This is a genomic window from Nitrospira sp. CMX1, from assembly GCF_054902215.1.
The window spans coordinates 26,114-48,296 of the sequence record NZ_JBUBKD010000005.1 but is presented as its reverse complement, the minus strand read 5'-3'; the positions used below and the strand labels follow the sequence as shown (position 1 = coordinate 48,296).

Annotated in this window: 20 protein-coding genes and 1 riboswitch; all 20 genes read left to right on the top strand. The window is 54.2% G+C overall.

The window, feature by feature from the left end:
- Positions 1-142: riboswitch (cobalamin riboswitch) on the top strand. This riboswitch is flagged as partial in the annotation.
- Positions 143-168: 26 nt separating this feature from the next.
- The 20 genes from ACYX34_RS00860 to ACYX34_RS00765 all read left to right on the top strand — a co-directional run bounded on the left by ACYX34_RS00860 (position 169) and on the right by ACYX34_RS00765 (position 22,119).
- Positions 169-2,202 carry a TonB-dependent receptor plug domain-containing protein gene (locus ACYX34_RS00860; RefSeq protein WP_462074658.1) on the top strand — a complete coding sequence of 678 codons (2,034 nt, stop codon included), beginning with the start codon at positions 169-171 and terminating at the stop codon, positions 2,200-2,202.
- A gap of 6 nt (positions 2,203-2,208) precedes the next feature.
- A complete protein-coding gene (locus tag ACYX34_RS00855) occupies positions 2,209-3,582 on the top strand; it encodes a cobyrinate a,c-diamide synthase (RefSeq protein ID WP_462074657.1) in 1,374 nt (457 codons plus the stop codon).
- A 37-nt stretch (positions 3,583-3,619) separates the two neighbouring features.
- On the top strand, positions 3,620-3,823 hold the full coding sequence (locus ACYX34_RS00850) for a cysteine-rich CWC family protein (RefSeq protein ID WP_462074656.1): 204 nt from the start codon (positions 3,620-3,622) through the stop codon (positions 3,821-3,823).
- A gap of 24 nt (positions 3,824-3,847) precedes the next feature.
- Complete coding sequence (bluB, locus tag ACYX34_RS00845; protein WP_462074655.1) at positions 3,848-4,648, top strand: 5,6-dimethylbenzimidazole synthase; 801 nt, start codon at positions 3,848-3,850, stop codon at positions 4,646-4,648.
- Positions 4,602-5,129 carry a cob(I)yrinic acid a,c-diamide adenosyltransferase gene (locus tag ACYX34_RS00840; protein ID WP_462074654.1) on the top strand — a complete coding sequence of 176 codons (528 nt, stop codon included), beginning with the start codon at positions 4,602-4,604 and terminating at the stop codon, positions 5,127-5,129. The genes bluB and ACYX34_RS00840 overlap by 47 nt, the downstream gene beginning before the upstream one ends.
- A complete protein-coding gene (cobU, locus tag ACYX34_RS00835; protein ID WP_462074653.1) occupies positions 5,107-5,667 on the top strand; it encodes a bifunctional adenosylcobinamide kinase/adenosylcobinamide-phosphate guanylyltransferase in 561 nt (186 codons plus the stop codon). Before ACYX34_RS00840 ends, cobU begins: the two co-directional genes overlap by 23 nt.
- Before the next feature lie 12 nt (positions 5,668-5,679).
- Positions 5,680-6,732: a nicotinate-nucleotide--dimethylbenzimidazole phosphoribosyltransferase gene (gene cobT / locus ACYX34_RS00830; RefSeq protein ID WP_462074652.1), complete on the top strand. Its 1,053-nt coding sequence runs from the start codon at positions 5,680-5,682 to the stop codon at positions 6,730-6,732.
- Positions 6,732-7,502, top strand: a complete 771-nt coding sequence (gene cobS / locus ACYX34_RS00825) for an adenosylcobinamide-GDP ribazoletransferase (RefSeq protein WP_462074651.1) — start codon at positions 6,732-6,734, stop codon at positions 7,500-7,502. The genes cobT and cobS overlap by 1 nt, the downstream gene beginning before the upstream one ends.
- Positions 7,499-8,455, top strand: a complete 957-nt coding sequence (gene cbiB, locus ACYX34_RS00820; RefSeq protein WP_462074650.1) for an adenosylcobinamide-phosphate synthase CbiB — start codon at positions 7,499-7,501, stop codon at positions 8,453-8,455. Before cobS ends, cbiB begins: the two co-directional genes overlap by 4 nt.
- Positions 8,452-9,558 (top strand): threonine-phosphate decarboxylase CobD, encoded by a 1,107-nt coding sequence (cobD, locus tag ACYX34_RS00815; protein WP_462074649.1) that lies wholly within the window; start codon positions 8,452-8,454, stop codon positions 9,556-9,558. The genes cbiB and cobD overlap by 4 nt, the downstream gene beginning before the upstream one ends.
- Positions 9,555-10,283 carry an adenosylcobinamide amidohydrolase gene (locus ACYX34_RS00810; RefSeq protein WP_462074648.1) on the top strand — a complete coding sequence of 243 codons (729 nt, stop codon included), beginning with the start codon at positions 9,555-9,557 and terminating at the stop codon, positions 10,281-10,283. The genes cobD and ACYX34_RS00810 overlap by 4 nt, the downstream gene beginning before the upstream one ends.
- Positions 10,280-11,821 (top strand): cobyric acid synthase, encoded by a 1,542-nt coding sequence (locus ACYX34_RS00805; RefSeq protein ID WP_462074647.1) that lies wholly within the window; start codon positions 10,280-10,282, stop codon positions 11,819-11,821. The genes ACYX34_RS00810 and ACYX34_RS00805 overlap by 4 nt, the downstream gene beginning before the upstream one ends.
- 412 nt (positions 11,822-12,233) lie before the next feature.
- The gene (locus ACYX34_RS00800; RefSeq protein WP_462074660.1) at positions 12,234-12,662 is read left to right on the top strand and encodes a response regulator transcription factor; all 429 of its coding nucleotides are present in this window, start codon (positions 12,234-12,236) and stop codon (positions 12,660-12,662) included.
- A 28-nt stretch (positions 12,663-12,690) separates the two neighbouring features.
- Complete coding sequence (locus tag ACYX34_RS00795; RefSeq protein WP_462074646.1) at positions 12,691-13,182, top strand: chemotaxis protein CheW; 492 nt, start codon at positions 12,691-12,693, stop codon at positions 13,180-13,182.
- A gap of 92 nt (positions 13,183-13,274) precedes the next feature.
- Entirely contained in the window at positions 13,275-15,164 is a 1,890-nt protein-coding gene (locus ACYX34_RS00790) for a HAMP domain-containing methyl-accepting chemotaxis protein (protein ID WP_462074645.1), read from the top strand.
- Between the two features lie 364 nt (positions 15,165-15,528).
- Entirely contained in the window at positions 15,529-18,849 is a 3,321-nt protein-coding gene (locus ACYX34_RS00785; RefSeq protein ID WP_462074644.1) for a hybrid sensor histidine kinase/response regulator, read from the top strand.
- A 70-nt stretch (positions 18,850-18,919) separates the two neighbouring features.
- Positions 18,920-19,453 carry a chemotaxis protein CheW gene (locus ACYX34_RS00780; RefSeq protein ID WP_462074643.1) on the top strand — a complete coding sequence of 178 codons (534 nt, stop codon included), beginning with the start codon at positions 18,920-18,922 and terminating at the stop codon, positions 19,451-19,453.
- On the top strand, positions 19,447-19,893 hold the full coding sequence (locus ACYX34_RS00775; RefSeq protein ID WP_462074642.1) for a chemotaxis protein CheW: 447 nt from the start codon (positions 19,447-19,449) through the stop codon (positions 19,891-19,893). Before ACYX34_RS00780 ends, ACYX34_RS00775 begins: the two co-directional genes overlap by 7 nt.
- A gap of 39 nt (positions 19,894-19,932) precedes the next feature.
- A complete protein-coding gene (locus ACYX34_RS00770; protein ID WP_462074641.1) occupies positions 19,933-21,126 on the top strand; it encodes a response regulator in 1,194 nt (397 codons plus the stop codon).
- A 54-nt stretch (positions 21,127-21,180) separates the two neighbouring features.
- Entirely contained in the window at positions 21,181-22,119 is a 939-nt protein-coding gene (locus ACYX34_RS00765) for a hypothetical protein (protein WP_462074640.1), read from the top strand.
- Positions 22,120-22,183 lie beyond the last annotated feature (64 nt).

The window sequence follows — 22,183 nt, the reverse complement described above, 5'->3', positions numbered from 1 at the left end:
AGATGGTGCAACTCCATCACGGTGCCGCCACTGTAAGCGGGGAGTGACTCTGCCACACGCCACTGTGCGTTTCAACGCATGGGAAGGCGCAGGGAAACGACGATCCGCAAGTCAGGAGACCCAACGGACGGGAAACATTCACACCCTTCGAGTCAAAGGGAGGTTTTCATGCATCGTGTGTATCGGCGTGTCATATTTGTTTGTGCCTTCGGTTTTGCTTCTTCTCTGTCCGTCATTCCTCCTTCCTCAGCTGCTCAGGATATCGCCATGGCTGATCAGCAGGAAACCGTCGAGGCTCCTGATGTTGTGGTAAGTGCGACCAAAACTCCCATTCCAACCAAACAAGTCACAAGTGCCGTCGAGGTCATCACCGGCGAAGAGATGCAACAGCGGAAAGTCAAAACCGTTGCGGAGGCGCTACGCTGGGCACAAGGACTGTCCGTGAACCAGAGCGGAGGGTTGGGCACCAGTGTGGATGTCCGGATGCGCGGAGGGACGCCGGAGCAAACGCTCGTATTGATAGACGGTGCGATTGTCAATAGTGCTACCATCGGCAACTATGACTTTGCCAACTTAACATCGGACAATATCGAGCGGATCGAGGTTCTACGAGGAAACCAAAGTATGCTGTGGGGCTCGGATGCCATGGGTGGTGTCATTAACATCACTACTAAGCGCGGCCGTGACAAACCCAATGTATCCGTATTTGCCGAGTATGGATCGTTCAATACGATTCGAGAAGGAGCTACTCTAGCCGGAAAAAAGGGACCCATAGATTTCTCCGGATCGATTACCCGGTTGGATACGGCTGGGTTTTCCGCTATCAATTATCGGCGTGGGGCGGCTGAGCGAGATGGCTATCACAACTGGCAAGGGTCTGTTCGGCTAGGCGCAGACCTTCCCAAAGATGGAAGGTTGGAGTTCAGCTTCCGCTGGCTGAACGGCGGTGTGAATTTTGACGGATTTGCGTTTAACTCGACTACCTTTGCCTCCAATCCGGCCGATGTGTTTGGTGCAAGATCCAAAGATAAACAATATGTCTTCGCAGGCAACTATACACAACCCATTACGACCTGGTGGTCGCAACAGCTGACTTTGTCGCGGGCGACGGAATCTCTCGTCAGTAATGGCGGAACCATTGCACGAGACGTAGTGACTGGAGCGACGGGCTCCGTTGGTTTCCCGTTCAATTCGCAGATCGAAACGACCAGTAACCGGGTGGAGTGGCAACATAATGTTCAAGTCGGTAAACCCTTGTTGCTGACAGGTGGGTATCAATTTCGCGAACAGAAAGGCGATAACACCGATCTGCTCACGCAGACGGCGACCTTTTCGAACAAGATTCTCAGCAGTCATGCAGGATTTGGCGAAGCGCAGTTGAATCTTTGGGATCGTCTGTTTGCAACTGCCGGTATCCGGCAGGACGAATACAATGTTTTCGGGAGCGCGACGACGTATCGAGTCACTGGCGGCTACCTGGTCAAGGAAACCGGTACGAAGTTACGCGGGAGCTATTCAACCGGCTTTCGTGCTCCGACGATCAACCAGCTGTTCTTCCCGAATTTCGGCAACCCTAACTTAAAGCCGGAGAGAAGCCAGGGATTGGACGCGGCTATTGAACAAGCGCTGCCGAATGATCGAGGGACCATCAGTGTGGGGTACTTCTGGACACGATATCGAGACCTCATTCTTTCCGCGCAAGATCCAGTCGCTTGTGGGACAGGACCGTTTGGAGCCAACTTCTGCGCCTTGAACGTCGGTCTTGCAACCGCACGAGGCTTCGAGGCAAGCGTAAAAGTGCATGTATATCGTGACCAGCCGTGGGCTAAAAGCCTCGATTTGCTGGTTCATTATACATATACGAATACGGAAAACTTTGAGAATGGCCAGACTACCCGTGTCCCCAAATGGCCGCTCAATCAATGGTCAGCCATTCTCAGCTATCAACCGATCGAAGCGGTGCGAGCCAATCTGGAAGGGCGATATGTCGGAGAACGGTTTAACAATGTCGGAAACAGTAATCCGATTCCGTCCTTTCTCATCTGGAATTTTTCAGCGAGCTATGACGTGACGAAGTATATGCAGGCCTACATCCGTTTCGACAATATTTTCAATGAAAAGTACGAAGAAATCCTGTTCTTCGGCACTCCGATTCGTTCAATCTTCGGTGGTGTTCGGTTAAATTATGATCTTCCAATTTAAAGTCGTATGAAGCCGTATCCTCGACTCGTCATTGCTGGGACATCGAGTGGTGTCGGCAAGACGACAGCGACATTGGCGATTCTGGCGGCCTTGCGCGAGCGGGGCCGCCTCGTGCAGCCGTTTAAAGCCGGCCCTGATTTCATTGATCCCAGCCATCATCAGGCGATGACAGGAAGGCCGTCGAGGAATCTCGATGGGTGGATATTAGGAGAGCGTCTCAATCGAGAGAGCTTTACGCGTGCTGCAGCAGATGCGGATCTCTCCGTGATCGAAGGGATGATGGGCCTGTTTGATGGTAGCTCGCCGCTGAATGACATTGGGAGTACGGCAGAGCTGGCCAAACAATTGGACGCACCGGTTATTCTGGTCATCGACGGCAGCGCTATGGCTCGTTCCGCCGCCGCGATGGTGGCAGGCTATGCGTGCTTCGATCCTGCGGTATGCGTGGCCGGCGTGTTGTTCAACAGAGTCAGCAGCGAAGGTCATTACAAATTGTTGAAGGCCGCGGTCGAGCAGGAGACGGATGTCGTGGCGGTTGGGTATCTCTGCCCTGATGCAGAGGTGGCCATCGCGGATCGACACCTTGGTCTTACAATGGCTCACGAACAACGAGATCGGAGTCTCTCTCATCGGTTGGCCAAGGCTGCCTTGAATACAGTGGATTTGGGTCGCCTTGAATCACTTGCTAATTCGTGCACGCGGTTGCCTCCGGCTTCAGCGCGCATCATGTCTCGTCGGCCAAACCCCGTTCGTATTGGGGTGGCGCAGGACCAGGCCTTTTGCTTTTATTATGCGGATAATCTGGAATTACTCGAAGCAGCCGGAGGCGAACTAGTTGCATTCTCTCCACTCCATGATGCTAAGCTCCCCGATGATCTTGGCATGCTCTATCTTGGTGGCGGATATCCAGAATTGCACGGTTCAGCCTTAGCTTCCAACAGACCCATGAAATCGGCGATCCAACGATTTGGAGAGCAAGGCGGAACGATTTATGCGGAATGCGGCGGCATGATGTACCTCACACAGAGCATGAGGGATTTTGACGGCTGCTTGCATGAGATGGTGGGCCTATTCCCGGCCGAAGCAACCATGCAGCGTACGGGAATGACGTTGGGGTATCGCTCGATTGAGGTGGTTCAGTCCTGCGTCATCGGGCCGGCTGGGCTTACTGCACGGGGGCATGAGTTCCACTACTCGACGATTTCACCAAAAGGCTCGCTGGCTTATGTATGTACCTCGACCGATGCACAGGGCGCGTCGAAGGGGGCCGATGGAATGGTTACAAACAAGACGTTGGGGCTTTACACACACTTGCATTTTGCCAGCCAACCATCGTGTGCAAAAGCACTGGTCGATTCAGCAGGTTGCAGCACCACGTAGGCTTCTGGATCATGTACTGATTGATTGAGGACGGGCAATGAGAGGTCCTGTTGAAAAGATCTGTGAACACTGCGGACAGCCGTTCCAGTGTGGCGGGTACCAATGCTGGTGTGGCACATTGGGGATCACAGAGCACCAGATGGACTGGATTGCTGCACGGTATGAGGACTGTCTCTGTCGGATTTGCCTGGGGAAAGTTGCCACCGGTGAGTTAGGACCGCAATCGTCATCAATTATTTGACGGATAGGCTGAATCGAGATTGGAATGAGCCGACCACAGGGACGATTTTCTGAGCCAGAACGGCAGGCGGTCTATCGGGCGATCTTTGAACGTCGAGATGTGCGGCGAAACTTTCTTCCGCGATCAATTCCTGAGGCGGTGATGAGGCGACTGTTGACGGCGGCCCATCATGCCGGGTCGGTTGGGTTTATGCAGCCGTGGGATTTTATCGTGATCCGTAACCCTGAGACGAAGCACGCAGTGAAAGAGTTGTTTCTTGATGCCAATACCAAGGCTGCACGCCGTTACAGGGGAGCGAAGGGTGAACTGTATCGGCGCCTGAAACTCGAGGGGATTGAAGAAGCTCCGATCAATTTGTGCATCACCTGTAGCCGGAGGCGTGGGGGGGCGGATGTGCTCGGGCGTTCCACCGTACGTGCGACGGATTTATACAGTACCTGTTGTGCCGTTCAAAATCTCTGGTTGGCCGCCAGGGCTGAAGGGATTGGGGTGGGATGGGTCAGTATTCTCGATCATGAGGCACTGAAACGGGTCATCGGTGTGCCGAAATCGTTGACCGTGTTGGCCTATCTGTGCCTAGGGTATGTGTCAAAGTTTGAACCAGCACCGGACCTGGAAACCGCCGGATGGCGGAACCGGATTCCAGTTGATCAGCTCATTCACTATGAGGCATGGGGCTACCAAGGTTCTGACAAGGAGAGAAACGGAGATGCGGATTACAAAAGTCTACACCAGAACGGGCGACGCGGGAAAAACCAGACTCGCCGGAGGACAGACGGTGTGGAAAGACAGTCTGCGGGTCGACGCCTACGGGACCATCGATGAGTTGAATTCCTCACTTGGGATTGTTCGGGTGCTCAACGGAGAAATGATCGAGCACCACACACAGGCTCGCCAGTTGGAGGATGAGCTGCGGTGGGTGCAGAACAAACTGTTTGACGTCGGAAGCATTCTGGCAACGGCACCCGGACAGACTTTCAAGAATATGCCCCAGGTTCAGGCGAGCGATGTCACGCGTTTGGAAAAACTGATCGATCGTTGTCAAAAGAATTTAGAACCACTCAAAGAATTCATCCTGCCCGGCGGAGGAAAAGTGTCGAGTTTTCTCCACCAAGCCAGGACAATTTGTCGTCGAGCTGAGCGCTTGTGTGTGGCGCTCTCAAAAACTGAACCAGTCGATCCGACCATCATCAAGTTCGTCAATCGGCTGAGTGATGCCTTGTTTGTCCTGGCTCGGTGGGTGGCCAAAACACAGGGCGAACCAGAGTTCTTATGGGAGCGGAATGTCGCCAAGCAAGCGGAGTAAGCGTCCATCTTCCGGGAGAGCGAAGGGCCGTCTTATTGTTGTTCTGGGTGGGGCCTCGTCAGGAAAAAGTGAATTTGCCCTCCAGTGTGCTGGCTCGCGTGGCCCACGTGCATTCGTGGCGACCGGGCAAGGGCTCGATAATGAAATGGCAGACCGCATTGCTCGGCATCGGGCGACGAGGTCGACGGATTGGGAGACCGTTGAAGAACCGCTGCATGTGGAGGAATGGTTCGCTAAACAGGGCTCAGAGTATAGGACCATCTTATTCGATTGCGTGACCTTGTGGTTGAGTAATCTGATCGGGGCCGGTCTCACAGCGCCTGTCATTCTGGGGCGAGTGGGGACGCTTGTGGACCGGATGCGAGGCACAGGGGCAAGGGTGGTGATCGTCACGAATGAGTTGGGGTTTGGCGTGGTTCCGGCTGAACCGATGGCGCGAGCCTTCCGTGATCTGTCCGGACGGGTGAATCAGTCCATTGCTCAGGAAGCAGATGAGGTTTATCTGGTGGTCAGCGGGCTGTCGCTTCGCATGAAGTGAGGAAGGAGCAGTATGTCGATTGCAGATGTGTGTCGTCGTATCCATCCGCTGGATCCGAACCTCCAGACAAAAGCACAGGCCCATTTGAGTCGGCTGACCAAGCCGCAGGGCAGCCTTGGTCGACTGGAGGAATTGGCCGCTGCCTACGTCACCATGACCGGTGAGGAGAAGCCCACTATCCCCCATGGAATGGTGTTTACCTTTGCTGCTGATCATGGCGTCTCCGCTGAAGGGGTGAGTGCCTATCCTCGCGAGGTGACTCCTCAGATGGTGCTGAACTTCCTTCGGGGGGGAGCCGGTGTGAATGTCCTGGCGCGGCATGCGCGTGTGGCTGTTCGAGTCGTCGATATCGGAGTGGACTACGAGTTTACAACCGCCCCGGGATTGATTCATCGAAAGATCATGAAAGGGACGCAGAATCTTGCCTGTGAGCCCGCAATGACCAGAGAACAAGCAGAGCAAGCCGTCATGGTTGGGATTGAGTTAGCCATGGAGGCCGTCCAGGAAGGCATCGGTCTCATTGGAACAGGGGAGATGGGGATTGGGAACACGACCTCCAGTGCAGCCATTACTGCGGTGATGACTGGTCGGCCTGTGGCAGAGGTAACGGGGAATGGAACCGGCATTGAGGAGTCCAACCGGTTGCATAAGGTCAGGGTGATTCAGCGGGCACTCGACCTTCATCGCCCGAAGCCGGACGATCCGATCGGCGTCTTGGCAAAGGTTGGAGGGTTGGAAATCGGTGGGTTGGCGGGGCTCATGCTCGGTGCGGCGGCCTGCCGCGTGCCGGTCGTGCTGGACGGGTTCATCGCTGGTGCCGCAGCGTTGATTGCCGTCGGACTTGAGCCGCTGTGTCGAGAGTATCTGATCGCTGCACATCGGTCGGTCGAACGAGGACATCGCGCGATTTTGGATCAGTTGAACTTGGCCCCGCTGTTGGATTTTGATTTTCGTCTTGGTGAGGGCACAGGGGCTTGCCTAGGGATGGATCTTGTTTGTGCTGCTGTGAAAGTCTACAACGAGATGGCAACATTCGAAGAAGCCGGTGTTGCGAACAAGTTGTGATGTCTATGGGAGCCATCGCCCGTCCATTTCTCTTTGCCTGGCATTTTCTGACGACGATTCCATTGAGCAGAGCGCATCATGAGCCGACAGCACCGGAGCTCGCTGCATCGATGGTCTGGTACCCCGTGATCGGCCTACTGATCGGTGGTGGCTTAGTTGCCGCCGACGTAGCCTTGCGAGTGCTCTTTGAGGGGGCTGTCGTGAGTGCGCTGTTGATTACCCTCTTGGTCCTGTGCACTCGCGGGCTTCATCAAGATGGGTTGGTCGATATGCTGGATGGGCTGGCTGGAGGCCGGACACCGTCTGAGCGGCTCTCGATTATGCGCGATCCTCATATCGGGGCGCTTGGTGCCACGGGGCTCTTTCTATCGATCCTGCTTCGGTATGCAGGCTTGTTGGCGCTTCCTCAGGAGATTCGAGTCCCCGCCTTGTGGTGTATGCCGGCGGTGGGTCGTTGGGCCATGGTGACATCAGCATGGATGTCTCCTTATGCCAGAGCGGAGGGAGGCTTAGCGGCACCATTTCTCACCCATCTGTCCTGGCGGCAGGTTGTCCTCTCGACCCTTGTCGTGACCATTGGGTTAGTTGTGGGGTTTGGCGCGGTCAACGCGGGTGTCGTTATGTCGGCGGGGGTGTGCGTTCTATTGATCGGTTGGTGGGGCTGCCGCAGCTGGTTCGGTGGGATCACCGGCGATACACTTGGAGCCACCAACGAGGTGAGCGAGATTCTGTTCCTCCTATTCGTTCCTCTCTTGCTCCGGTTGTCATGACCGGCGGCGAACTCCTCGTAGCGTCTGCATTGGACGTGCTGGTTGGCGACCCACACTGGTTGCCGCATCCTGTTCGTGTGATAGGACGATGCATCACCTGGGTTGATTCTGGGATACGGGGGATCTGTCCGAATGCCGTCAGTCTTCGTATTGCAGGGATCTGCCTTGCAGCCGGACTTCCGATGACGACGTTCTTGATCACATCGGTCATCCTGGAAGAGGCCGAAGGGGTTGCGGGATGGTTAGGAACGGCTCTCTCTATCGGATTGGCTTCGACGACGCTCGCCGCACGAGATCTGTGGGATCATGTTCATGCCGTGGATGCCTCACTCCAGGCTGGAGAACTCCCAGCTGCGCGCCGAGCGGTCGCGATGATTGTCGGAAGAGATGCAGATGGACTCTCCGAATCCGAAGTGGCTCGTGCGACTATGGAAACAGTCGCAGAAAGCACGGCAGACGGTGTGGTCGCTCCACTATTTTATCTGGCGATTGGTGGTGTTCCACTAGCGTTGGCGTATAAGGCGATCAACACGCTGGATTCTATGATCGGCCATCGTGACGAACGTTACATCGATTTTGGATGGGCATCGGCTCGACTTGATGATGTAGCCAACTGGATTCCAGCTCGTCTGACAGCGTTGTTGCTGATTGTTGGGGCTGGCTTGATGACCAGCCAATTGGATCCGGTCCGCCAGGGATGGCGAGTGTTCAGCCGGGACGGAGGAAAACATCCCAGTCCCAACAGCGGCAGACCTGAGGCCGCCATGGCCGGGGTTTTTGGCGTGAGATTGGGTGGTACCAACTTGTATGGCGGTGTTCCGCACGACCGTCCAATCCTCGGCCAAGAGGGGCGAGAGGCCGGACCTCACGACATTGCGCCGGCGGCCAAGGTAATGGCCATGGCCAGTGCGTTGGGTGTTTTCCTGGCAGTGGGAATCAGATGGCTCCTGTGACAAAGCCTCTCCATGGCGGGAATGTTTATGACGCTGCGCGAGAGTTGGGATGTGATCTCGGCGAGATAGTGGATTTCAGCGCGAGCATCAACCCATTAGGCCCTTCTCCCCACGTGTGGAGAGCCATCGCCTCGTCTAAGCATCTCCTGGGTCATTATCCGGACCCAGACTGTTGGGACCTGCGCCGAGCCCTGGCGACATTCTGGCAGATAAGTCCAGACCAGATTATCGTTGGGAATGGTTCCACGGAGTTAATTGATACATTACCTCGTGCGTTGGGGATTCAACGCCTACTCATTGTCCAACCCACCTTCTCTGAGTATGCCGCAGCAATGGATCGGGCTGGAGGATGCACCACCGCACTCTATGCAGAGCGAATCGACCGCTATGCCGTTCCGGTTGATCGACTTTGTCGGGTCATGGAGATGGGACGAAACGAAGGCCGCCCCTTTGACGGTGTGGTTCTCTGCAATCCGAACAGCCCGACGGGGGAAGCCTGTTCCGTCGATGATCTTATACGATTGGCCAGGGCTGCTCACAAGCGCGGTCTTTGGCTGATCGTTGATGAATCGTTCGCGGATTACTGTTCTGATAGATCTATCTTACGGCGAGCGAGGTCGTGGCCACAGGTCGTGGTCCTGCGCAGTATGACGAAGTTCTACGCGTTGCCTGGACTGCGTGTGGGTTATGCCGTCTCGGTACAGACAACGATTAAACGAATTCTGCGACAGTTGCCTCCTTGGTCGGTCAGTGTGATGGGCCAAGTGGCGGCAGTCGCGGCACTGAAAGACGACCTCCATGCACGAAAGAGCCTGACATTCATGGCACAGGAACGTGAGCGATTTCAGACGAAGCTTGCGGCGCTACCCGGCTGTACAACGATCCCTTCCCACGCGAACTATTGCCTGGTCGAGTTACCCCGTGGTCTGCATGCGCGTGACGTCGCGAAACAATTGCGGACAAGAAGCTTCTTGATTCGTGATTGTTCGCCCGTACCTGGGATGAATTCGCGATCCATCAGGCTGGCCGTGCGAACCGTTCACGACAACGACCGACTCATTCGAGAGCTTTCTCGATTGCTCCATGATAGGAGATCGCGATGAAGGAGGTCACCTCAGGGGTTCACACCCGTTATCATGTGAGAGAACAGACACTTGTCATCGATCTTGACGGTCGGAAGCGTGTGCTGTCATCAGCTCCACAAGGGGGCGGGCTCACGGTCGCTTCCTACATCCTCAACCATCAGGTTGAGGCCAATCCGTTGACGAGCGGAAGTCAGTCCATGGTCTTTCGTGACCCAGGCCGCTGTTTACGGGAATTGGCTGTTCGCATGGGAATTCACACGCCTGCGGTTGGGCTCATGACTGCAGTGCCCATGACACAAGTGGTGACGGCTCGAGCCCAGTCAGACGGGCTATGGGTGGAGTGTTTTGCAACGGTCGGTGTGACGAATGCTGTTCGAGTAGGAGAATGGCCGCTCGAGGGTGCGGCTGACGACAGATTGGGAAAACCTGGGACGATTAACCTCATTCTTATCACGAACGGGAGTTTGTCTCAGGCCGCCATGGTTGGTGCGGTACAAGTTGTCACAGAGGCCAAGAGCTGCGTCCTACGTGATCATGATGTGCGCAGTCCCCAGAGTGGCGCGGCAGCCACTGGAACCGGGACGGATGCGGTTGTGATTGTCTGTTCCCTTCGCGGACAGGGACCAGCACACATCTATAGCGGGACCCATACCATCATCGGAGCCTTGATGGGACGAGTCGTGACGGACTGTGTTGGTCGTGGACTCGCGAAGGCAAAAGCCTGGCAGGAATTGTATCGATGACGGCACGAGCGTTGGCTGTTCTTGGAACTGGGTCGGATGTCGGGAAGAGTCTTATCACCGCGGGGATTTGTCGACTCCTTCATCGTGCAGGCGTCCGGTTGGCTCCATTCAAAGCACAGAATATGTCGCTGAACTCGTTCGTGACCCCGGAGAACGGAGAAATTGGTCGAGCGCAGGCGCTTCAAGCGGAGGCCTGCGGAATTTCTCCTCATGTCGATATGAACCCAATCTTGCTCAAGCCGGAATCGGAGAATTGTTCGCAAGTCGTGATACGAGGGAGAGTATGGTGTAAGCAGGACGCTGCGAGGTATTTTGATCAGAGCGCGCGACTATGGTCGATTGTGAAGGACAGCTATGCTCGGCTGGCAAGCCAGTATGAGGTGATCGTCATCGAAGGGGCTGGGAGTGCAGCCGAAGTTAATCTGCGCGACCGCGATTTGGTCAATTGGCCGGTCGTCAAACTAGCTGATGCCCGCGTGGTCTTGGTGGCCGACATCGAGCGAGGAGGTGTCTTTGCTCAGGTACTCGGAACGTTGGATCTGTTAGAGCCGGACGAGCGGGCTAGGGTCGCTGGCATTATCATCAACAAGTTTCGAGGGGATGCGAATCTTTTTACTGCTGGAGTGAGTTTCTTGGAGTCTCGGAGCAGGATTCCTGTATTGGGGGTCGTGCCGTTTCTTCATGATTTGATGTTGGATCAGGAAGACAGTCTGGATCTAGAAAGACACCGACAGGCAGAGTTTTCGTCCGACCGAATTAACATCGGCGTCATGCTCTTGCCTCATATGAGCAACTTTACCGACTTCAATGTGTTGTTCGCTGAACCGGATGTGGCCGTGAAATACATTGCCACACCATCGTTGCTGGCCGATGCCGATATCGTCATCATTCCTGGAAGTAAGAATACGCTCGCCGATCTGTTCCATGTGCAAAAACAGGGGTACGACTCTGCCCTCGACCGTCATGTCTGTAGCGGAAGAGAGCTTGTCGGAATTTGCGGTGGCTATCAAATGCTTGGCAGAACCATCTCAGATCCATACGCGGTTGAGCGAGGCGGGATAAGTTCTGGTCTAGCCTACTTAGACGTCGAGACCGTGCTTGGAAAGAGAAAGTGCACGATGCAGGTCGAAGCTATTCCGACTGATTCACTGGTGCCTGATCAAAGCACCGTCCGGGGCTATCAAGTCCATATGGGAGTGACGGTGTGTAGGACCGAACAGCCATGTTTTCGTATTCAGCGTGGTGATGCGCCGACGGGAGGAGACCATGCACTGATACCTCCAACCGAGGAGGGATGTGATGGGGCAATTCGGAAAGATGGTCTTGTGTGGGGCACCTACATTCATGGAGTATTTGATGAACCCCATTTTCGCCGTGCCTGGCTCAATCGTGCTCGTATGAGGAAGGGACTTTCACCGCTTGAGCGTCACACGTCAACCTTGGTCACCGCTCGCCTACACGGTGAGCTTGATCGATGGGCCGACCATCTGTCCCAATCCGTCGATCTATCCTCCGTGTTGACTGGGGTTAGCCCGTGAAGCATGGTCTCCCGGTAATCTGCATTTCTGATATCCGTTTTTCCTAACATCGTAGCCCACCTGGTTGGGTCTGGATAAGGCTCTCCTGTACAAAACCTGCGGATATTCACCGTTTTCTTGCCAACTGTTTGTAAGGCGATACACTGCAGAGGAGCGGTCCGAATCGGTTGTGTGAGCCCCAAGAGCTGTCCTCTATCTGATGATGATCTGACAAGCTGTGGGTGTACGGGGTTGTGTGCTCTCGTGAAAATCTGGTGTGAGTGGGAAGTCGCAGCGTCCCTGATAGGGTGGAATTTTCGAAATTGGGAGGTGTATGGCGCATCGAGGATTGGTGTGCGGGCTGATAGAAAACGTGGTTTCGCATGATAGGCACGGGCTGACGACCGCCGAACGTTGAGGCGAAGTCGCGGTGATGCGCGTCGGCATGCCGGTTCATCAGAAGTGTGCCGACTATCGAGAAAAGGGGAGGACAGTGCCGATGAGTAAAATCGTGGTCGTCGATGACTCCTATGCAGAGTTACAACTGATCGAATCGTATCTGAAGACAGCTCACCATACGGTCCTATCGTTTGCAACGGCAGACGGGTTGGAAGAAAAAATTGCCTCTGAGAAACCCGATCTTATTGTGTTGGATGTCGTCATGCCAGGTCGGAACGGATTTCAGGTCTGCCGGGACCTCAAAGGCGACGAGCGATTCAAGAACGTTCCTATCGTCCTGTGCACGTCGAAGGGACAGGAGAGCGATAAATTTTGGGGACAGCAACAGGGGGCCAACGGACATGTGGTGAAACCATTTAAGTCAGAAGATCTTCTCCAGGCAGTCAAAGTCGCACTAGGGTGAATGTTGCGATGTCGTGGAGTGAATCACGATGAACTCACTGCAGGAGTTTCCTGTCCTTCTTTCAGATGGGGAGCCCGAACAACGTAAGACCTCCAGTTATTGGAAAGTCTGCGTAATTACATTGGGTGATGAACGGTTTGCGATTGACCTTCGGCAAGTCCGTGAAGTCTTCAAACTTGCCTCGGTAACACCGGTGCCTGGCATGCCGGATCATGTGGTGGGCGTTGCCAACCTTCGTGGTGTCATCGTCCCGCTCGCCGATGTGCGAGTATTTCTTGGATTGCCGCTTGCTGATACGTACCACTATGCCCTTGTTGTTTGGCATGGTCTTCAGCAGGTCGGTGTGGTGATCGACAATGTGCCGGAGATTCGCACCATCCATGCTGATGATCTGGTAGCTCCATCAGCTCATCATAGGACTCGGGGTGCTTCATTGATTTCGTCTTTTTTCAAAACTGATGCCAGGTTGACCGGACTATTCGAGGTATCCCGACTATTAGCCATGGTCGAGGGGGAGTAGGTAACGGAAAGTACTGAAGACGGCGGGGAGATGAAACACGAGGTGAATCCTAATCATTGCCTGCCTTGTTTCGGACGGTAAGGAGGAGTGTCATGGTGAAGCTTGGTCGTGTCTCGAATTGGTCCGTACAAGGTTGGTTTAGGAATTTAAGAACCAGGACTAAACTGCTGGTCGGCTTTGCCGTCATCATCACCGCCATGTTGACAGTCGGGTTCCTCGGGTTAATGGGGCTGCATCAGCTCAAGATCCAACTGCAGTCCATCTACGATGAGTCAACCGTCGGGATCTCCAACACCGCGGTCAGTAGTAGTAACCTCAGTCTCTATCACAGTGCCCTTATGAGTGTGGCGAGCCAAACACAGAAGGATGCCTTTGATGAAGCTATTATTCCGCTTGCTGAATTAAAAAAACGAGTCCTGGTTCCGCTTGAAACCTACCGACCGTTTGCGACTCATGAAACCGATGATGGTCGCCGTGACGGACAAGACGTGGACGTCCTGCTGTTCACTCTCAAAGAGTATTTCAGGTCGGCGGAGAGCGCCGTCGGCGCCTTCAATGATAGTTTTGACCCATCGCTTTCTGCTGAACAACGACAATCGATGCGAGACCTTGGTTATACCGTCTTGTCCGAAGAGACCACGATGTGGCATGGCCGAGCGATCTGGCGATTCCAATGGTTGGCTCAACTTATTCGAGACTTTGCGAAGGAGATGAACGAAAGCGGGCAGCAAAAAGCCAACGCTCTGACCCAAATCATGCTGGGCGGAGCAGCGTTGGCCTTGGCTCTTGCCTTGGCGATTGGATATTTCCTTGCTCGTAGTATTGTCAACAGTATCGTTCACGTCGCAGATGTCGCGACGCAGGCCGCTGCGGGGAATCTACAAGCCAGAGCCAGACTGCAGAGCGAGGACGAGGTGGGGCATATGGCTAGAGCGTTCAATACGATGTTGGATCGAATCACCGTCTTGGTCTCGACTGAAGAGGAGCGAGACGCTATGCAGAAACGTCTCGTGCAATTTCTTGTGTTGGTGTCTGATGTGGGAAAGGGGGACCTGACGAAACGCGGTGAGGTGACCGCCGATATGTTCGGGAACCTGGCCGATGGTTTCAATCTCATGATCCAACGATTCGCACAGTTGATGAAGCAGGTGAGAGAATCAGCAGAGCGAGTCAATCGATCTGCCGGTGCGTTGCGTGAGAATGCCGGCCAAATGGCCAGTACCGCCAGGCATCAAGCTGACGAATCGATGAAGACGCTTGGTGCGGTCGAGCAGCTGGCTGTATCAATGAGGCAGGTTGCGGAAACGGCCGGCGCGTCATCCGAATCAGCCCGTCAGGTGTTGAAAGCAACAGAGGAAGGGCGGGTCGCGGTACAAGAAACGGTGCAGGATATGCAGCGCATTCGAGCGGCAGTCCAACGGATGTCCAAGCAGGTGAAAGCGCTGGGTGATCGTTCCTTGGAAATTTCGCAAATCGTTTCAACAATCCGTGATATTGCGAACCAGACCAACCTTCTTGCGTTGAATGCGGCGATCGAGGCTGCCGGTGCTGGTGAGGCCGGTGCTCGCTTTGGCGTTGTGGCCGATCAAGTTCGAAAGCTTGCTGAGAGCTCGACGCACGCGACGCGTGAAATCGCCGATCTGGTGAAGGTGATTCAGGGCGAGACGCAGCATGCCGTCGTGGCCATGGAACATGAAACACAGGCGGTTGAAGCTGGATCGGCTTCGGCGCTGCGAACTGGTGACGTGTTCAAGGACATTTCCGCAATCGCCCAGCGTTCCTCAGAGCTTGCACAGAGTATCGCGTCAGCGGCGTCCAATCAAACGTCCTCAACCGATCAGGTGGGGCGATCCATTAAAGATTTTACAGGGGGTGCAGTTGCGACACAGAAAGCCACAGATTCAGCCCGAGTCACGGTTGAAGAGTTGGCAAAGTTAGCCGAAGGCCTCACGACATCGGTCTCGCAATTTAAACTGGCCTAACTCGCGTGATTCATGAGTGATTCTCCTGCAGGGGCCGGTACAGCACTGGGGCAAGCCCACCGATTTCTTCGCCACACGATAATCAAACATGAGGCCAGGAGCATGTCAGGTCTGGCTGGCAGGATCGCGTGTAGAGAGGCTCTCAGAGAGAGAGCTTTGTACAGATGCGTCGCTTCCTCAAGGTTTCGGGTACCCACGTCGCGCCGACTCTTGGCAGTTTCGTCGCCAACGGAACCCGAGCCCCTGAGTTTTTCAATACGTTTAGGACGAGATTACCGGGGAGGACAGAACCCGTCAGGGATGGTGTGGGAGCGGCACCTTATTGAAGTCACGGACAAGCATGACATCGGGATAAAAGGCAAGAATGAGTTCTGACTTTGACCGGAAAAATCTCATCGACATTTTCGTCATGGAAGCATTGGATGGGATGGCCGTCTTAACTGAGGCGTTACGCTCATCCGCTGATAGTATTCCCGCGCCACAGCCATTAAGCGTACAGTTCATAGTTGCCCATCGTATTCGTGGAGCGGCGGCTCTGTATGGTTACAAGGGAGTCGCACGGTTGGCTGAACGTTTAGAAACCTTACTTGAGCAGGCTCCCGGCTTCCTTCCTGAGCAATGGCCACAGATTGTGGGCTATATGCGAACGCTGACTCAAACTATTCAGTCTCTTGTTCGATCCATTAGTCAAGGTGAGAATGAGGATGAGCGTCTGGTTGAACGCTGTCTCGCCTCACACCATGAGCCGGGTGATGCTCATCAGGAGGGATCTCCTCTCGGTATGGAGTATCTCGTTCCTGAACTTGACAATGAAGTACTGGCCTATTTTCAACCGGAGGCCGATGGATACCTTACTGCCATTGATGATCTGATCAAGGCTCTCCGACGGAATAAGGATGATCGTGAGGCGATCGATAAGCTTTTCCGAGCCACGCACACGCTCAAGGGGTCGGCCTACACCGTGGCGTTCCAGATCATTGGGGATGTCGCGCATCCGATGGAAGAATGCCTGATGGCGATTCGCGAGCAACATCTTTCACTCACTGACGATTTGCTTGATGCGATGTCCAAGGCATCTGGCATGATCCGACGCATTCTGCATCGCGATCCCGCACAGCGTGAATCACTACAACACAGCGTTCCTCACCTTATGCACGTTCTGACGCACATGAGTGGGAGGCAAGATAACCGTACCACGGCTCAGCAGCCACGTGTGGCAACCAAAAGAGTACCCGTTCTAAGTGGGACAGAGATCTCCGATGTGCCTTCCCAGGGTGAGAGGCCTGATAGGTATTTGTTTCCAAACCTGGAGGCTGACGTTCAGTCGTATTTTGTGCCTGAGGCGCAAGAGTATCTGGAAACGCTAGAAGCCGACCTCTTGAGGCTTGAGAAAGATCCTCACAACCGAGAACTTATCAATCAGCTGTTTCGCACCGCCCATACGCTGAAAGGTTCAGCCTATACTGTGGGATTCAGAGCGATTGGTGATCTCATCCATTACGTTGAAGATTTCATGGGGGCTGTGCGTGATGAGCGGCTCATTGTGTTGCCTGGGCATACGGATGTGATGTTGCGTTCCGTTGATGCGGTTCGAGCCCTCATACAAGGGGATCTGGGTTCCGCGGTTCTCACGAAACAACGATTCGAAGCAGTCCAATCTGAGTTGAAATACCTCGCACAGAGTCCCAGCATCGACGCCGTCACCTTAAGGTCATCAGATCAGGTGCCGAGTGCGTCAAAGAACCAGATTGCCGTAACGAGTGAGCCACAGAGGCAAGACCGTGGAGCCAGTGGCATAGTCGAGAGCCGTGATGTCATCCGTGTCAGCCATGCTCGATTAGAGCGGCTCATGAATCTCGTAGGCGAGCTGGTCATCGGACGTGGTCGGCTCGAGCAACGGTTGCGGGTGTTGGAGCAACTGTCTCAGCAAGTCTTGGTGTTCAAAGCTCGGTTAGGAGATTCCATCCAGACATTCGCGGACAAGCATATGTTTACTTATCAGGAAACACCAAGTCACCATTTAGAACCCGCCATTCAGGGAATGAGTGGGCTTGGAGATTTCGGGAACCTCGAGCTGGACAAGTACGATGACTTCAACATCCTGGCTCGGCGCATCGGAGAGATCACGGATGACATCAGCGAGTCGATGCTGCAGCTTGATGGATCCATCCGCAGTGCGCATGATGACATGAGCCAGCTGCAACAGCTGACGCTGTTGATGAGAGACGAAATTGCCCGTGCCCGGATGGTCCCCATAGGCACCCCTTTTACAAGATTTCGTCGAACGATTCGTGAGACGGCACATGCCTTGAATAAAGATGTCTCCCTTGTAACCTCCGGTGAACAGACTGAGGTCGATACCGGTGTTGTGGAGCGCTTGGTCGATCCTCTTGTGCACCTCGTCCGAAATGCCGTTTATCACGGTATCGAACCATCTGTCGAACGAATTGCAAAGGGGAAACCAGCCGTCGGGACCATCTATTTGCACGCGAGTCATCGAGGTAACTCCGTCATCATTGAAGTTGAGGATGACGGGGCAGGTATGGACTTGAAGAAAATACGCGCAAAAGCCGTCAAGATGGGATTGGTTCAATCTGATCACATGGCTTCGATGTCGGATACGCAAGCGCTGCAGCTGATTTTTCTTCCAGGGTTCTCCACTGCCGAGCAAGTAGGAGATCAAGCTGGTCGGGGGGTCGGGCTTGACGTTGTCAAACAGGCTATTACAAGCATGAATGGGCATATCGATGTGGAGTCGGAGCCTGGAGCTGGAACGAAATTTACGCTCCATATCCCGCTCACTCTGCTCATTGCGACGGCTTTATTGGTACGTGCAGGTACCGAACGATATGCAATTCCGTTGGCAGGCATCGTGGAAGTAACTATTCCAACAGTGTCCTCCCTGCAACAGCAGACTCATCAGACGTTCTTGCAGGTTGAGGACCAGACGATCCCGGTTCATTCATTGCGCCATCTGTTGCATCGCGAACAAGCTCTGATAGATGAAACGATGCCCATCGTCATTGTTAGAATGGCCACCGGTTCTATTGGGCTAGCGGTCGATGAGCTATTGGGCCGACAAGAAATCGTGATCAAATCGCTCGGAAAACTGAAACCGTTCGAGCGGTCGGTTTTCGGAGGTGCCACGATCGATCCAGAGGGACGCATCGTTCTTGTGATTGACCCATCGCGCTTGTTCTCACAAGAGGCCAAGATCTCGGTTGCGATGATGACATCCTCGCGCAAGGACCGTCATGCTCAGGATGTTCCATCACTCGAGTCGACGGTGGAGGGGACACACGATGTCCGGTTGCTGTTGGTGGATGACTCATTGAGTATCCGCAAGTTCGTGGGCAAGATGTTGGAGTCGGCAGGCTATCAGGTTGACACAGCGGTTGATGGAGAGGATGGTTTCCGAAAAGCCGCCACCGCGCGATACTCGCTGATCATTACGGATCTCGAGATGCCGAAACTCAATGGATTCGAGGTTGTTCAGGCACTCAGAAGCCGACCAGATACTAAGGACACGCCTGTATTGGTCATGACGACCAGGGCTGGTGAGAAACACCACCACATGGCGATTAACATTGGGGCAACGGCCTACATTACGAAGCCTGTGGAAGAACGGGTTTTGCTGCAAGAGATTGAACGATGGGTTGGGCGAACTTCAGTTCTTCGCAAGTAGCATTGCGGAAAGCTTTGTATTGATTGACGAAATAGGGTTTCTTGCAGAAAATGAACGGAAGGACATTGGTATGAGTGTTCTGACGAAGAAGGAGAATTTGACATCCAGCCCCACTTCGTCACGACGTTTTCTTATCACAACAATTGGCGGACGATATCTGGCGTTCGATGCCGAATCGATTCAAGGTGTCCTGACCAATGAAGAAGTAAGCCCCTTTCGCGATCCAGTTGTATCAGGAAGGGTCTATAACGTCGTCAATCTCACCATGCGACTCAATCTGCCGAGCGAGGGAATCGGGGATGGTACAAGCACGGTGCTTCTTGCCAAGGATGGGCGTCACGGGAGTGTGCGAGTTGAGAAGGTTCATGGCATGCTCGAGATCCAGCGATCCCATATTCTGCCTCTGCCTGCTCAGTTCCGTGGGCCAGAACAACGATGGTACCTTGGCATGATCCCGTTCGTCCGCAGTGTGGCACTCGTTCTGAATATTACCTGGGTACTCGAAGACCAGATCCAGGGAGTCACCTCGAGAACTGATCGAGGCGGAATGATGCCTCTTGCTGCTGTGCAGGGAGCTGTGGAGAGCAAGAGCCAGAGATGCTGAGAACAGGTGGAAAGTCTCAGCACCACGGAGCCTCTCATTCATGGCATGTGGTGGTGTTTTGGGTAGGAGGAAGACAGTTAGCAGTGAAGACTTTGGACGTGACGGAGATTTCAGGATGGACTCAGCCGATTCCGGTGTCAGGGCAAACCCCTTTTTTCACGGCAGTTGTTCGTCTTGATCATGCGGTACTACCGGTTTTTGATCTGGCTGCACTGCTTCAATGTGCGGTACAGGGGAGCCACCCATTGTGTTTGAGAGTGAAACATCCCTTGGGCGACATGGCGCTGTGTATCGACGAAGCGATTCCAGTTCTACACACTATTGACCACTCGATGATTCAGACGTATCGCGGCACGGATTTGCCAGCCGAGGGAAGTTATGCCAATGGCCTTGATGAGATTCCGATTCTTTCGGTGTCCAGATTGGGGATGGGCTCGTGATCATGCCCGTCGGTGGTTGGACGAAGGAAAGGTGCAAGCATGCCGAAGATCTTAATCGCGGATGACAGCATTGCAGTGCGAAAAGTGGCGGAACGCCTGTTAGCGGAAGCTGGCTTTAGTGTCATGCTTGCTGCAAACGGAGAAGAGGCCTTAGCCTATCTTGCGAAGGAACGGCCCGACGTGGTGGTGTCAGATGTCATCATGCCGGATAAGAGCGGGTATGAAGTATGTGCATTTGTCCGTGGACAGCCTGCGCTTGCAACGACGCCTGTGCTTCTGATTTCAGGTATCGTGAATGACGAAGTAACCAGGCAGGCGGAGTCCTGTCGAGCCAATGGGGTTTTGAAGAAACCCTTCCAAGGTACCTCGCTTAAAGATCGAGTCTTCGAGCTTCTTGCGAAACAACAAGAGGCGTCACATCCTGCTCCTAGTTCTCCTCATTCTGCTCAAGAAGCAGCACCGGAAAATATTCTTCCTGCCTTGGGAGATTCCCTCCAGAGTGGGCCTCAGGAGACGGGTCAGATTAATGAGTTTGAACGTCAGCTACAGGTAGAACGTACGCGTTCGGAAGAGCTAACGAAGCGGGTAGCAGACCTTACAACACAACTTGCGCGAGCCAAGGAAAATGAGTCTCAGCTGACGATGGAACGTCAGCGAGTCAGCAGCCTGCAGCAGAAGCTGACCATGCTTGAGCAGCAAATTGCGAGAATTCCTGAGCTGGAAGCTGCGGTCAAGTCTGAACAGGACGTTGTCAACTCACTGAAACAGGCCATGGTGAATGCGCAGACACTCTCCGGCCGGGTGGAAGAATTGGAATCATCCTTGGACACTGAACGGGCGGCTGCCGAACAACTCGTCCAACAACTTGCCGATTTGGAAGGTATTTCGGCAAAAGTGAAAGAGACAGAAGCGCGGTTGGCGAATGATCAGCAGCAGATCTTGGAGCTTCAACATGCACGTGCATCCCTCCAGGCCGAGCTCTTGACCGAACGGAAGAGCAGGACTGAAACAGCGGAACGAATACACGAATTGGAAACAACGGCTGCCAGAATCCAGGCGCTGGAGGGACTTCTTGCCTCTGAACGTGAACGCAATGAGGGATTGACACAACGGGCAGTGGAGGCAGAGCAATCTGCTGAAAGTGCGACGAAACGATTTGAGGAAATGGTGAGAAAACTGGGTGAGATCGCAGGATTAGCGTCTCAGCTAGGAAGCAGAAAAGGACAGCCGTAAGGCGGATAACCGGAGCCCTCATGTGGCTCGAGCGGTAGTGAAGGACCGACACTCATGCCTGTTGAAGCGGAAGATGGGTTCCAGAAAGAGCTGGTTGAACTCTTTGTGCAAGAGGCTCATGAATGGCTTCAGCAGATTCATGTGGCACTGGATGAACTCCAACAGGCACCGGAATCCGACCGGCATCGTCTGCTGGCTCAGACGATCAAGGTTGGGATTACCAATCTTGGGGGGTCAGCAGCGACCGTCCATCTTGCTGATGTCGAACGTGCAAGTTTTTCCGCCCTTCCGCTTATTGAAGTCCTGCAAGATCCTTCCACCAGAATTTCTGTCAACGACTTTGTCGCACTATGTAAGCAACTCGGGCATATCCACGGAGCCCTGACTCGTGCGACAGGAGTGGCGTTCGAGGCGGTGCCCCCACAGACGACTGAACAGAATCTTTCACCGACAGTTCCGACCAAAGAGCTGGTGACCCTGCTCCAGGGGCTTCAGATGAAAGTCAGCTCATCACAATCGGTGTCGAGAAATCTTATTCAGACGATTGTGGCTCAAGCCGAGGCCCTCATCCAGCGTGGCATGGAACACTACCAGGTCTCGTCAATTCAGGAATTTCTTGATCGGTCGGCCGAGGGAGATCAAGTCTTCCTCACCCTTGTTCAACAGCAGGAGCGTCATCTGGCAGGGGTGCTCCGTTCGCTCATATCGGGTGCTACCTCAGCTGCCGTATCTTCAGGTGACCTGCTGATGGCCGTGGAGCGCGTCGCACAGGTGTGGTCGGCTGCTCAGCAGGTGAATGCGTCACAAGCCGTGACATTCTTTATGGGTCTGCATAGTTTTCTTGGGATTGTATTGCAACAACGTGTTGCGATCTCATCGCGGAGCATCGAGGCTGTTCTGTTGCGTCTGGCCCAGTGTGTGAAAGCCGTTGAAGCGTGGGTAGAGAGTGGGCGAGTCGAACGGTTAGCCATCCAAGGTGTGGTATTCCCCTGACCAGGTTAAAACTCTCGGCCAGGTGTCTTCTGATTAAGCATGGACGTTGGGCATTGCGTTATCT